13 protein-coding genes are annotated in these 13,079 nt (G+C 70.5%); 8 read left to right on the top strand and 5 right to left on the bottom strand.

The features are described 5' to 3' along the window. Positions 1–46: 46 nt before the first annotated feature. The 6 genes from ASC76_RS05125 (at position 47) to ASC76_RS05145 (ending at position 5,890) form a co-directional block, all read left to right on the top strand. On the top strand, positions 47–1,537 hold the full coding sequence (locus ASC76_RS05125) for a DNA-3-methyladenine glycosylase 2 family protein (RefSeq protein ID WP_056463528.1): 1,491 nt from the start codon (positions 47–49) through the stop codon (positions 1,535–1,537). Further along, complete coding sequence (locus ASC76_RS05130) at positions 1,534–2,076, top strand: methylated-DNA--[protein]-cysteine S-methyltransferase (protein ID WP_056463531.1); 543 nt, start codon at positions 1,534–1,536, stop codon at positions 2,074–2,076. Before ASC76_RS05125 ends, ASC76_RS05130 begins: the two co-directional genes overlap by 4 nt. A gap of 20 nt (positions 2,077–2,096) precedes the next feature. Beyond that, positions 2,097–3,011 carry a DMT family transporter gene (locus ASC76_RS05135; RefSeq protein ID WP_235580434.1) on the top strand — a complete coding sequence of 305 codons (915 nt, stop codon included), beginning with the start codon at positions 2,097–2,099 and terminating at the stop codon, positions 3,009–3,011. An 82-nt stretch (positions 3,012–3,093) separates the two neighbouring features. After that, positions 3,094–3,321: a hypothetical protein gene (locus ASC76_RS25070; RefSeq protein ID WP_157615322.1), complete on the top strand. Its 228-nt coding sequence runs from the start codon at positions 3,094–3,096 to the stop codon at positions 3,319–3,321. 85 nt (positions 3,322–3,406) lie between these two features. Next, entirely contained in the window at positions 3,407–4,606 is a 1,200-nt protein-coding gene (locus tag ASC76_RS05140) for a putative zinc-binding metallopeptidase (protein ID WP_082548793.1), read from the top strand. Between the two features lie 108 nt (positions 4,607–4,714). After that, the gene (locus ASC76_RS05145) at positions 4,715–5,890 is read left to right on the top strand and encodes a YihY/virulence factor BrkB family protein (RefSeq protein ID WP_235580360.1); all 1,176 of its coding nucleotides are present in this window, start codon (positions 4,715–4,717) and stop codon (positions 5,888–5,890) included. A 9-nt stretch (positions 5,891–5,899) separates the two neighbouring features. On the opposite strand, the gene ASC76_RS05150 is transcribed toward ASC76_RS05145, so the two are convergent. From ASC76_RS05150 to ASC76_RS05165, 4 genes are all read right to left on the bottom strand, one after another. After that, positions 5,900–6,676, bottom strand: a complete 777-nt coding sequence (locus ASC76_RS05150; RefSeq protein ID WP_056463534.1) for a ferredoxin--NADP reductase — start codon at positions 6,674–6,676, stop codon at positions 5,900–5,902. Positions 6,677–6,687: 11 nt separating this feature from the next. Further along, on the bottom strand, positions 6,688–7,782 hold the full coding sequence (locus tag ASC76_RS05155; RefSeq protein ID WP_082548796.1) for a fatty acid desaturase: 1,095 nt from the start codon (positions 7,780–7,782) through the stop codon (positions 6,688–6,690). Positions 7,783–7,789: 7 nt separating this feature from the next. Further along, complete coding sequence (locus ASC76_RS05160; RefSeq protein WP_056463537.1) at positions 7,790–8,413, bottom strand: OmpW family protein; 624 nt, start codon at positions 8,411–8,413, stop codon at positions 7,790–7,792. A 154-nt stretch (positions 8,414–8,567) separates the two neighbouring features. After that, the gene (locus tag ASC76_RS05165; RefSeq protein WP_056463540.1) at positions 8,568–9,446 is read right to left on the bottom strand and encodes a DMT family transporter; all 879 of its coding nucleotides are present in this window, start codon (positions 9,444–9,446) and stop codon (positions 8,568–8,570) included. A gap of 148 nt (positions 9,447–9,594) precedes the next feature. Here ASC76_RS05165 and ASC76_RS05170 point away from each other — a divergent pair, with 148 nt between their 5' ends. Both ASC76_RS05170 and ASC76_RS05175 read left to right on the top strand, forming a co-directional pair. Then, positions 9,595–11,844, top strand: a complete 2,250-nt coding sequence (locus ASC76_RS05170) for an ATP-binding protein (RefSeq protein WP_056463542.1) — start codon at positions 9,595–9,597, stop codon at positions 11,842–11,844. A gap of 107 nt (positions 11,845–11,951) precedes the next feature. Beyond that, positions 11,952–12,764, top strand: a complete 813-nt coding sequence (locus ASC76_RS05175; RefSeq protein WP_082548799.1) for a TenA family transcriptional regulator — start codon at positions 11,952–11,954, stop codon at positions 12,762–12,764. Positions 12,765–12,785: 21 nt separating this feature from the next. Here the strand turns inward: ASC76_RS05175 and ASC76_RS05180 are convergent, their stop codons facing one another. After that, a complete protein-coding gene (locus ASC76_RS05180; RefSeq protein WP_200947164.1) occupies positions 12,786–12,983 on the bottom strand; it encodes a hypothetical protein in 198 nt (65 codons plus the stop codon). Between the last annotated feature and the right edge of the window lie 96 nt (positions 12,984–13,079).

Below are 13,079 nucleotides of genomic sequence, written 5' to 3' on the forward strand. Positions count from 1 at the left end.
CCGAAAACGGCCAGTCGGCCGCGGCACGGTCGCGATAATCGACCCCATGCCGAACGCCGCCGCCCTCCTCGACGACACCGCCGCCTACCAGGTCATCACGGCCCGCGACGCACGCTTCGACGGACGCCTGTTCGTCGGCGTCACGTCCACCGGCGTCTACTGCCGGCCGATCTGCCGCGTGCGCACGCCACTGCGCAAGAACTGCCGCTTCTTCGACACGCCCGCGCAGGCCGAGGCGGCCGCGTTCCGCCCGTGCATGAAGTGCCGCCCCGAGATCGCGCCCGGCGCCGGTCTGCCGTGGACGGTGATGGACGCCTCGCGCACCCTCGCCCGCCAGGCCGCCGACGCGCTCGACGCCCAGGCGGCGAGCGGCGAGCCGCCGAGCCTCGTGCACATCGCCGCGCGGCTCGGCGTCAGCGACCGGCACCTGCGCCGCATCATTCAGGCCGAGCACGGCGTCACGCCGCTGCAGTACGTGCAGACGCGGCGCCTGTTGCTCGCCAAGCAGCTGCTGACCGACACGCGACTGCCGGTCGCGCAGGTCGCGCTGGCGAGCGGCTTCAACAGCCTGCGGCGCTTCAACGCGGCGTTCGCGGACAGCTACCGCATGAGCCCGAGTCGGCTGCGCGGCGAGGCCGACGAGAACGAGTTCGACCGCGGCGCCGCGATCACCGTCAAGCTCGCGTACCGCGCGCCCTACGACGTGGCCGCCCTGCTGCGCTTCATCGCGCTGCGCGCGGTGCCGGAGGTCGAGGTGGTCGGCGAGCGCAGCGTGCGCCGCAGCCTGCGCGCCGGCACGCTGGCGCCGGTCGCCGGCTGGATCGAGGCCGAGTTCGCAGCGAACGCTCCGGTCGTGCTGCTGCGCTTCGCGCCCGAACTGGCCGCGGCGAGCGGGCGGGTCGTCGCCGCGGCCCGGCGCTGGCTGGACCTGGACGCGCAACCGCAGGCGATCGACGCGGTGCTGGCCGACATCCCCGGTGCACCGGGGCTGCGCCTGCCAGGCAGCCTCGACGCGTTCGAACTCGCGGTGCGCGCGGTGCTGGGCCAGCAGGTCACGGTCGCCGCGGCGCGCACGCTGGCGCGGCGTCTCGTCGAGCGCTTCGGCGAGCCGCTGCGTACGCCGTGGCCCGACGTGATCCGCACCTTCCCGGCGCCGCAGGGGCTGGCCGCCGCGCCGCTCGAGCGCATCGCCGAGCTCGGCATCATCCGAACCCGCGCGGGCGCGATCCAGGCGATCGCGCAGGCCTGGGGCGAGCTGAGCCCGCTGGTGATCACGCGGGCGCGACCCGAGCCGCTGATCGAGCGCCTGTGCGCGCTGCCCGGCATCGGACCGTGGACTGCGCACTACATCGCGATGCGCGCACTCGGCTGGCCCGACGCCTTCCCGCCCAACGACGTGGCGGTGCTGAAGGCGATGCGGCAGCGCTTCGGCACCGCCGGTCAGCGCGAGGCCGACGCGCAGGCGCAGGCCTGGCAACCGTGGCGCGCGTATGCCGTGCTGCGGCTTTGGAATTCCCTGGAGACGACGACCTCATGAGCACGACCCTGACCACCCTCGCCGCCGCCTGCACCGCGCAGACCACCCTCGCGACGCCGCTCGGCAAGCTGCTGCTCGCGCGCACCGAACGCGGCCTGGCGGGCGCCTGGTTCGAAGGCCAGAAGCACCACCCGGCCCCGTTCACCGCGGTGCGGCGGCCCGATGACGCGCTGCTCGGCCGCGCGGCGGACCAGTTGCTCGCCTACTTCGCCGGCGAGCGCGACGATTTCGATTTGCCGCTCGATCTCCTCGGCACCGACTTCCAGCGTGCCGTGTGGCAGCAGCTGCTCGCGATCCCGAGCGCCGGCACGACCAGCTACGGCGCGATCGCCAAGGCCCTGGGCTCGCCGTCGGCGGTGCGCGCCGTCGGTGGTGCGGTCGGTCGCAATCCGCTGTCGGTGATCGTGCCGTGCCACCGCGTCGTCGGCACCGACGGTTCGATGACCGGCTACGCCGGCGGCGTCGACCGCAAGCGCGCGCTGCTCGCGCTCGAACGCGCGACCGCGCTGGCGCAAACGCGCGCGCAGGCCCACGCATGAAGCGCAGCAACCTGCTCTAGCTGGTCGCCCTGGCGGCGCTGTGGGGCGGGTCGTTCCTGTTCGTGCGCATGGGGGCGGGCGAGTTCGGTCCGGTCGCGCTGGCGGCCCTGCGCGTGACCGGCGCCGCGCTGGTGCTGATGCCGCTGCTGGCCGCGCGCCACCAGCTTGGCGCACTGCGTTGGCACTGGCGGCCGATCCTCGTCGTCGGAATCACCAATTCGGCGCTGCCGTTCCTGCTGTTCGCGTATGCGGCGCTGTCGATCACGGCCGGCCTCGCGGCGATCTTCAACGCCGCGTCGCCGCTGTTCGGCGCGCTGATCGCCTGGGCGTGGCTGAAGGACCGGCTGACGACTGCGCGCGTCGTCGGCCTGGCCATCGGCTTCGCCGGCGTGCTCGGGCTGGCGTGGGACAGCGCCGGCTTCAAGACCGGCGGCAGCGGCTGGGCGGCGCCGGCGTGCATCGCGGCAGCGCTGTTCTACGGGCTCTCGGCCAGCGTGACCAAGCGGCACCTGTCCGGCGTGCCGCCACTGGCGGTAGCCGCCGGCAGCCAGCTGGCGGCTGCGCTCGTGATGGCCGTGCCCGCAGCGCTGTGGTGGCCGGTGGCCACGCCATCGCCACAGGCCTGGATGACGACGGCGATGCTCGCCGTGCTGTGCACCGGCGTAGCGTACCTGCTGTACTTCCGGCTGATTGCCCACGTCGGGCCGGCCAACGCGATCGCAGTGACTTTCCTGATCCCGGCCTTCGCGGTGCTGTGGGGCTGGATCTTCCTCGGCGAGGCGCTGACCCTGGCCATGCTGCTGGGATGCGCCGTCATCCTGGTCGGCACCGCCTTGGCGACCGGCTTGCTCAAGCCACGCGAGTCGCGCGCGGCCGACACGGCGGCGGGGATTTCCCGTCTGCGCGGTCCTACAACGACCCGCGATGGTGGCTGACACCACCGCGCGCAGGCCGCGGCTCGACGACCGGTGCGCGGCCCGCTACCCTGCCGTTTTCGCTCGTCATACGAGGTGACGCATGGGCACGGCGTGGGTTCTCGCAGCAATCGCGGCCGCAGTGGCCGCCGTCGTGTCAGGTCGCGGTCGCGCTGGACGGGCCGGCCCGGACGACCGGATCCGCCTGCTCGAGAACGCGGCTGCGGACGCGCGCGAAGGCTTGGCACCCGGCAGCGATGGCAGTTCCGACGACACGCGGCCGAGCGCGCATGCGCCGGCTTCTGCCGCCCGTCTCGACTGGAACGCGTGATCGATCCCACCCGTTCCGTCGCCCGAACGCGCCGGCCCGCCCCTTGCCGCGTGGCGTGCACCCTGTTCCTGTCCGGAGTCGTTTCTTGAAGCTCTTCCAATGTGGCCGATGCGGCCAGCGCGTGTTCTTCGACAACCTGCGCTGCGAATCCTGCGGCGCCAGCCTCGGCTTCGTGCCGGCCGAAGACGAGATGGTCGCGTTCGAGGTCACCGACGACGGCACCTGGCAGCGCCTCGGCCCGGAGGGCCCGGCGCAGCGCCCTTGCAGCAATTACACGGCCGAGTCGGTCTGCAACTGGATGGTCGGCGCGGACGACCCGTCGCCGCTGTGCGTGTCCTGCCGCACCACGCGCATCATCCCGGCGCTGGCCAAGCCCGAGAACCGGGTCTACTGGGCGAACCTGGAACTCGCGAAGCGGCGGCTCTTCTACACGCTGATCCGCCTGAAGCTGCCGGCCCCGAGCCGCCACCTGGACCCGGTGCACGGCCTGTCGTTCCAGTTCCTGGAGCAGGTCGACCCGAACGACCGGGTGCTGACCGGGCACGACGAAGGCATCATCACGCTGAACATCGCCGAGGCCGACGATGCGGCCCGCGAGCGCATGCGGACGGACATGCACGAACCCTACCGCTCGCTCGTCGGCCACTTCCGCCACGAATCGGGCCACTACTACTGGGACCGGCTGATCAACAACACGGCCTGGATCGACGAGTACCGCAGCCTGTTCGGCGACGAACGCGCCGACTACGACGCCGCGCTGCGCCAGCACTACGCCTCGCCGGTGCCGGACTGGAACCTGAACTACATCAGCGCCTACGCCAGCTCGCACCCGTGGGAGGACTGGGCCGAGTGCTGGGCGCATTACCTGCACATGGTCGACGGCCTCGAGACCGCCGCCGCCTGGGGCCTGCACCTGGACCATGCCGTGCCCGGCGGTGCGGCGCTGGTCGCGCAGCCGGTGCCGAGCGACGGCGATTCGGTCGAGCCGTCGATCATCGAGCAGTGGCTGCCGGTCTCGCAGTTCTGCAACGCGATGAACCGCGCGCTCGGCCTGCACGACAGCTACCCGTTCGTCGTCCCTGCGCCGGTCGTCGCCAAGCTCGATTTCATCCACCGCGTGATCGGCGCGGCGGGGCGCGGCGAGATGCCGATGAACTTCTCTTCGCCAGCCGCGATCGAGCCGGTGCAGGACGAAGCGGTCGCGGCGAACGACGCCGCGCCGGCCGACGACCCGCCTGCCACGCCGGCGGACGAACCGGCAAGCGCCGCAGTCCTACGGGCGTGATCAGCATGCTCCCACGCGGGGGCAGTGCATGACCGGCGAAGCTTCGGTCTCGACGCCGCGAAGCGGATCGGGCGCAGCCGACGACGGGGGACTGGAATGGACAAGGTCGTGACAGACGCAACACCGGATCGCGACGATCCGCCCACGCTGAACTTCAAGTCGGCGTGGACGCTCGCGAAGGGCGCGGTCAATGCCTGGATCGACGATTACGCGCCCAGCATGGGCGCGGCCCTGTCGTACTACACGGTGTTCTCGATGGCGCCGTTCCTGTTGATCGTGATCTCGGTGGCCGGCCTGGTCTTCGGCGCCGAGGCGGTGCGCGGCGAAGTCTTCGCACAACTGAACGGGCTGATGGGCGAGCAGGCCGCCAAAGGCATCCAGGACATGCTGGCCGGCATGAGCACGCCGGCCGCCGGCACGCTTGGCACGGTGATCGGCGTCGTCGTGCTGGTGATCGGCGCGACGACGGTGTTCGGCGAGTTGCAGGACGCGCTCGACCGCATCTGGCGCGCCCCGGTGCGAACGGGCAGCAGCGGGCCCTGGAAGCTGCTGCGGACGCGTCTGCTGTCGTTCGGCCTGATCCTCGGCGTCGCCTTCCTGCTGATGGTGTCGCTGGTGATCGGCGCGGGCGTCGCGGCGTTCGGGCGCTGGTGGGGCTCGTACTTCATTGGCTGGGAAGTGCTGGTTCAGGTGATCAACTTCATCGTCGGCTTCGCGATCACCACCTGCGGCTTCGCACTGATCTACAAGTTCATGCCGCGGGTCGCGGTGCAGTGGCGCGACGTGTGGGTCGGCGCACTCGTGACGTCCTTGCTGTTCAGCCTCGGCCGCTTCCTGATCGGGCTGTACATCGGCAAGAGCGGCGTGGCCTCGGGCTTTGGCGCTGCGGGGTCCATCGCGGTGGTGTTCGTCTGGGTGTACTACTCGGCGCAGATCTTCCTGCTCGGTGCCGAGTTCACCTGGGTGTTCGCCCGCACCTTCGGTTCGCAGCGGCACTTGCAGGCACCGACGGCGACGGCGCCCGACGAGGCGCACGCACATGCCCGTGCGACAGTCGAACGCGAACCGCTCGATCTGGAGGAGACGGTCCGCGCGGCCACCGCGGTGCCGGTGGGCGCACCCACCCCGGGCGGCGCGCCGCTGGACGGTCCGAGCCCCGCGTCGCGGCCGACGCGCGGCCTGGCCGGCACGCTGGCCTCGGTCGCGATCGGCCTGACGTTGTCGTGGGGCGTGCGCCGGTGGTTGCGCCGCACCGTCACGTCGCGATTGCGCGGCGCGACCTGAACGACGAACTCAGCGCTCGACGAACGCGCGTTCGATCAGGTAGCCGCCGGGTTGGCCCAGCCCCGCCGACACCTGGAAGCCGAGCCGGTCGAGCGCCTCGCGCGTGTCCCGCAACATCGCCGGGCTGCCGCACAGCATCGCGCGGTCGCGGGCCGGGTCGAGCGCCGGCAGCCGCACCTTGTGCGCGAGCGCGCCACTGGCGATCAGGTCGGGCAGGCGCCCCTGGTGACGGAACGCCTCGCGCGTGACGACCGGCAGGTAGATCAGCTGCTTGGAGATCGCCTCGCCGAGAAACTCGTCGCGCGGAAGGTCGTGTTCGATCAACTGCGCATACGCGAGATCGCTCGCCTCGCGCACGCCATGCACCAGCACGACCTTGCCGAAGCGCTCGTAGACCTCGGGGTCGCGGATCAGGCTCATGAACGGTGCCAGGCCGGTGCCGGTGGCCAGCAGGTACAGGTGCCGGCCGGGCAGCAGGTCGGACAGCACCAGCGTGCCGGTCGGCTTGTGGCCGACGAGCACCGGGTCGCCGACCTGAAGATGCTGCAGCCGCGAGGTCAGCGCACCGTCCTGCACCTTGATGCTGAAGAACTCGAGGTGCTCGGCGTAGTGCGGGCTGGCGATGCTGTACGCCCGCAGCAGCGGACGACCGTCGACCTCCAGGCCGATCATCACGAATTGTCCGCTCTCGAACCGCAAGCTCGGCGCGCGCGTGGTCGTGAAGCTGAACAGCGTCTCGTTCCAGTGATGGACGGAGAGGACGTGCTGGATGTCGAAGGCGGCCATGGGTTCTCCGGTCAGGAAACGTGGGGAGGCGCTGCAGCGGTGGGCCGGCCCGAGAAGTCGGTCCAGCGACGCGCCTCGAAGTCGTAGAGCTTGCAGCGGCGCGCCGTGTCGGCGTACCAGCGCCACGAGAACGGCTGCACCACGATCGCGCCGGCGAGCCGGCTCTCGAGCAGCGCCTGAGCGCGACGCAGGCGATACAGCGGCACGCTCATGTCGACGTGGTGCGCGGTGTGCTCCATGATGTGGTGCAGCAGCGCGCCCATCGCGGAGCGGAAGGTCAGGTGCACCGTCGTCGAGACGAAGGGCTGCGACGCCGACCAGCTCTTCTTGTCCTCGTACCACGCGACGCCGGGGTGCGTGTGGTGGACGTAGACGACGAAGCCGATCATGCCGTTCCACACCAGGAACGGCAGCGCGAAGCCGACAGTCAGCAGCCACGCGGTCGACTGGCCGGTGCGCGCCGCGGCGAACGCCAGGCCGCCGACCCACGCGACGGCGAACGCGGAGACGAGCAGGCAGTCCCAGGTGAACACGGCGCGCCGGGTCGGCATGGTGGCGCGACTCGGAAAGAACATGCGCGCCCACCAGATCTCGACGAGGTAGTACAGCCACGGTGCCCAGCCGCTGCGGTAGATGCGCTCCAGACCGCGCCGCCAAGGCGACAGCGCGCGGAACTCCGCGAGCGAACGCGGCTGCCAGACGAAGTCGAACCCGCGCAGGTTGGTGTAGCCGTGGTGGACGACGTTGTGACCGACCTCCCACAGGCTGTAAGGCGTCAGCGACGGCAGGAACACGAGGCGCCCGAGCCAGCGGTTCAGGTCGCGGTGCGGCGTGAAGCTCTGGTGGCAGGCGTCGTGCCCGAGGATGAACAGGCGGCTGATCACCACGCCGGCACCGATGCCCGCGAGCACCTGGAAACCGGCCTGCTGCGCCAGCAGCACGGCCGCCATGAAGGCGCCGAACAGCAGCACGTCGATCACCGTAAGCGCAAGCGCCCGCACGGTGCTGCGCGCGGTGATCGGCGCCAGCCAGGCGCGGATCTCCTTGCGGTGCGGGATGACGGCGGCGACCGACCGGTCGACGGCCGGCGATGAGAGCGAAGTCATGCGCGGATCAGAAGCGCCGCCCGAGGCCGACGCCGATCAGCCACGGATCGACCTTGAACGTGCCCACCTTCGTGCCCGCCGAACTCACGTCGGTGCGGATCTGCACCTTCTTGACATCGAGGTTGAAGGTCGTGTTCTTCATGAACTCGTAGTCGAAGCCGACCTGCAACGCGAGGCCGAAGCTGTTCTTGCTCAGGCTCGGCTGCAACGCCGTCTGCACCGCGGGGACGAACGTGACGTTGGAGAAGCGCGTGTAGTTCACGCCGGCGCCGAGGTATGGCTGGAACGCACCGAGCCCGGTGAAGTGGTACTGCGCGGTCAGCGTCGGCGGCAGGTGCTTGAGCGAGCCGATCTCGGTGCCGCCGGCGCGGACGGTCTGCTTCTGCGGGTAGGTCAGCACCAGCTCGAGCGCCCACTGCGGCGTAATGAAGTACGAGAAATCGATCTCGGGAATGATCTTGTTGTTGATCGACAGGTCCAGCCCGGTCGAATCGGTGTTGGCGCTTTGCAGATCGACGGCGCGAACGCGCACGAGGAAGGGCATGTCCTGCGCCTGGGATGAGAGGGGCCACGCCGTGGCCCCTGCGAGCAGGATGGCGGTGGCGGCGGTAGCGAAACGGCGGGTTCTCATGATCGGGTCCTGTTTGAAATGATCGACTGTTGTTGTCGATGGTCATTTCAGACCCGACCCCGCGCCGCCACCTTGAGACGGGTCAAGGGTTGGTCGCGGGTGTTGCGCCGCGGTCTCAGGCGCCGGTGCGGGCGACGCCGACCGTTGATGCAGGTCAACGGTTGCTGCGGCCGCCGATGACGAGTGCGATGCCGCCGAGGATCACGATCGACGCCACCACCAGCCGCGGCGTCAGCGGTTCGCCCAGCAGCGCGACCGCGCCGAGCGCCGCGATGGCCGGCACGGACAGCTGCACCGAGGCCGCCCCCGTCGCGCTCAGGCCGCGCACCGCGGCGTACCAGATCGAGTAGCCGATGCCCGAAGCGACCGCCCCGGACGCGACGGCATACAGCAGGCCCGCCGTGTCGACCGAGACGCTCGCCCAGAACAGCGGCAGGAGCGCCAGCGACAGGAGCGCCGCGCGCCAGAAGTTGCCGGCGTTGACCGCCAGCGGGTCACCGGCGCCGCGCCCGCGCAGCGAGTAGATGCCCCAGGCGACCCCCGAACCCAGCATCAGCGCCGCCCGGCCCCAGGCCGGCGCATGCGCGCCGGGCAGCAGCAGCGCGAGCAGCCCGCCGCCCGCCGCCAGCAGGCCGACCGCCTGCAGCGCCGCCAGCCGCTCGCCGCGCGCGAATCCCCAGCCGATCATGGTCAGCTGCACCGCGCCGAACAGCAGCAGCGCGCCGGTCGCCGCCGGCAAGCCGACATACGCCCACGAGAAGCACACCGCGTAGGCCGCCAGCGCTAGCGCCGAGGTCCAGTCGCCGCGGCCCGTGTCCGCCGCGCCGGGGCGCCGGCTCAGCAGCACCAGCACGGCGGCGCCGGCGACCAGGCGGATCGCGGTGAAGCTCGCCGCGTCGATCGCGGTCCGGCTCAGGGCCAGGCGGCAAAGCAGCGAATTGGCGGCGAAGGCGACCATGGCCGTCGCGGTCAGCACGACCACGCGCGCGCCGGTGTGCGACGCGCCAGGGACAGGGGATGGTCGGGCATTCATTCACGCGCGCCCTCGTGGTTGGGGATGGAACTCGAGCACAGGAATGCTATCGTCCCGCCCGTTGGCCCGCCGATGGACGCTTCGGCGCCCACGGCCATCGGCGGAGCCCCTCGGAGCGAATGAACATCCTGACTCCCCAGACCTTCACGTGATCGCGAACGCTGAACCCGGTCCGCGCTATTGGCCGATCGTCGCGGTGTTCGTCGCGATGACGCTGCTGCAGGCGTCGGTCGCCGCCGTCAGCATCCAGCTGCTCTCCACCGTTCGCGCCTACGTCACCGGCGAGAGCCTGTACTCGAAAGGTCAGAAGGACGCCCAGATCTACCTGCTCGATTACGTCGAGCGCCAGCAGGAGGCGGACTTCCAGCGCTTCAGCGCCGCCTTGTCGATGCCACTCGGCGACCGCGCCGCGCGCGAGGCGCTGCAGCGGGCGCAGCCCGACATCGCGGCCGCCAAGCGCGGCTTTCTGCAAGGTGGCAACCACCCCGACGACATCGACGGGCTGGTGCGCATGTTCCGGCTGTTCCAGCACGTGCCCTTCATGTCGCGGCCGATCGCGACCTGGACCGAGGGGGACCGGGCCATCCAGGAAGTCATCACGATGGTCGAGCGTGCGCGCGAGCGCATCCTCGCGGGCGATGCGCAGGCGCCGGCGGTGCTCGAGATGCGCCGGCAGGCCCCGCTGATGAACGACCGGCTGACCCAGCTCACGAGCCTGTTCTCGGCGCAGCTCGGCGAGGCCTCGCGCACCACGCAGACGCTGCTGCTCGGCCTGAACGGGCTGATCGCCGCGCTGCTGACCGTCTCGGGGCTGATCTTCGTGCGCCGCAGCGCGCGGTTGCAGGCCGCCGCCGAGCTGCGCATGGAGCGGCTGATCCATGCGGTGACCGATGGCGTCGTGACCGTGGACGAGGACCGCCGCATCGTGCTGTTCAACCGCGCCGCCGAAACCATGTTCGGCACCGACGCCGCTTCGGCGCTCGGCAAGCCGATCGACCAGTTCGTGGACACCGGCGCGACCACGGCTGGCGCGGCGGCCGAGCCGCTCGCGCTGGCGCCGGGCTCCCTGCGCGAGCTGACGGGCCGGCGCCGCGACGGCACGCGCTTTCCGGTCGAGGCCTCGCTGTCACGCCTGCGGGTGCAGCGCGGCGCGCTGACCACCGTGGTGCTGCGCGACGTGACGGCGCGCTACACCGCGGATGCCGAGCGCCGCGCGCACGAGGCGCTCGAAGCGTCGAACCGGGCCAAGTCCGAGTTCCTCTCGCGCATGAGCCATGAGCTGCGCACGCCGCTGAACGCGGTGATCGGTTTCGCGCAGCTGATGCGCACCGACCAGGTGCGCCCGCTGTCGAAGGAGCAGCTCGAACGCGCACAGCACGTGGAGAGCGCGGGCGCGCACCTGCTGGCGCTGGTGAACGACGTGCTCGACCTGTCGCGGATCGAATCCGGCGAGATGGCCGTCGCGACCGAAGCGGTGTCGCTGCTGAAGGTGATCGAGGAGGCCGCGACGATGGTCTCGCCGCTGGTCACCGAAGCCGGCATCGAGGTCTTCGTCGTGCCCGAAGAGGACGGCGCCGGGCCTGCGGCGCGCCCGGCCGGCCCGCTGCCCGAGATCTGGGTCCGGGCGGACGCGGTGCGTCTGCGGCAGATCCTCGTGAACCTGTTGAGCAATGCGGTCAAGTACAACCGGCCCGGGGGCAACGTCCGGCTGACCTGGCAAATTTCCGCGCAGAGCTGCATCGTGCGGGTGATCGACACCGGGCGCGGGATTTCCGCGGAGCAGTTCGACAAGCTGTTCCAGCCGTTCAACCGCCTCGGCGCCGAGGCGTCGACCGTCGAAGGCACGGGCATCGGTCTGGTGCTGTCGCGCCAGCTCGCGCACATGATGGGGGCCGAGCTGAATCTGTCGAGCCGCGTGAACGAAGGCACCATCGCCAGCCTGGCGCTTCCACTGACGGAACCGCCCGCGCCCGGCTCGCGCATGGAGCTGCCCGATGCGCCCGCGGCCCGCGGCACCGGCCACCTGTGCGTTCTTTACGCCGAGGACAACGAGGTCAACGCCGAGCTGGTGCGGCAACTGGTGCGGCTGCGCAGTTCGGTGACACTGCGGGTGGCCTCCAACGGCGCACAGGCGATCGAGATGGCCCTGCTCGATCCGCCCGATCTGATGCTCGTCGACATGAACCTCGGCGACATGACCGGCATCGAACTCGCGCGCGCCCTGCGGGCCGACCGTGCGACGCGCGAGGTGCCGCTCGTCGCCCTCTCCGCCGACGCGCTACCCGAACAGATCCGTGCCGCGATGGAGTCCGGGTTCGAGGCCTACCTCACCAAGCCGATCGACTTCCAGCAGTTGCTGGCCACACTCGACAGCTACGCGCAACGTGTGATCGCGTAATTCGTGGCAGCGCGACCACACGGGCGCCTGCGCCGATTGCCCGTTCGCGACCCGGCCGGTACGATTTTTGCGACGGGTTTCACAGAATCAACAACGTTGGGGGTTGCATGTCGAACGAATTTCGTCGCTCCGGCGACTTGAAGAGCATCGGGAGCTACCCGGTCTGGCTGCAGCGCGTCGTGCATGAAACCACGGTGCACAAGCGGCGCGTCGTCGAGCACGAACTGTTTTCGCTGATGCGCGACGCCAAGCTCCCGCCCACCGCGATGAAGCGCTTCATGATCGGCGTGTGGCCGACCATCGAGCAGTTCCCACGGTTCATGGCGATGAACCTCAAGAAGATGGGGTACGGCGACAGTGTGGGCGAGGACATGGCGCGCCGCTACCTGATCCAGAACATCCGGGTCGAACAGAAGCACGCCGAGCACTGGGCGGCCTGGGCCGGCTCCGTCGGGCTCAGCCTGGCCGACCTGCGCGCCGGCGGCGACACCGAGGAACTCCAGGCCCTGGCGCACTGGTGCTGGTACGTCTGCGACGCCGAAAGCCTCGCGGTGGCGATGGCCGCCACCAACTATGCGGTCGAAGGCGCGACGGGCGAATGGTCGTGCGTCGTCTGCTCGCGCGATACCTACGCCCGATCGCTGCCTGACGAGATCCGCGCGCCCGCGATGCGCTGGCTCAAGGTGCACGCCGAGTACGACGACACCCACCCGTGGGAGGCGCTCGACATCGTCGCGACGCTGCTCGGGCACGCGCCGCAACCGGCCGAGATCGCGTCGGTGCGCCGCGCAATCCGGGCGAGCTACCGCTACATGGAGATGTCGCTCGACAGCGCGATTATGGCCGCCGCGCACGGCTCGTTCGACGAGACCGCCTCGAACGCCTCGACGCTCGGCTTCGACGATCTCGACGCGGCGTGAGCGGCGGGCGGCGCGCCGGGCTCAGTCGCGCGCGTCGGTCCCGCCGGCATGGTCGCCGTCACGCCAGCGGCGATCGCGATCGTGGCGGTAGTAGTGGCCGTCGCGGCTCTGATAGCCGCGGTCGTACGAATGGTCCCGGTTCTGGTAGTAGCCGCGCGCCGGGGCAACGACGCAACCGGACAGCGCCGCGATGGCGGCGGCGAGAGCGATGGTGGTCAAGGTCTTCACAGCGAACTCCCGGAAGTGGTGAACCCACTTTAGAAGTCGGCCAGCGGTTTCGTGTCGGTCAGACCTTTGTCGGCCTGTAGGACCGGG

Source organism: Rhizobacter sp. Root404 (assembly GCF_001425865.1).
GTDB lineage: Bacteria > Pseudomonadota > Gammaproteobacteria > Burkholderiales > Burkholderiaceae_C > LMDS01.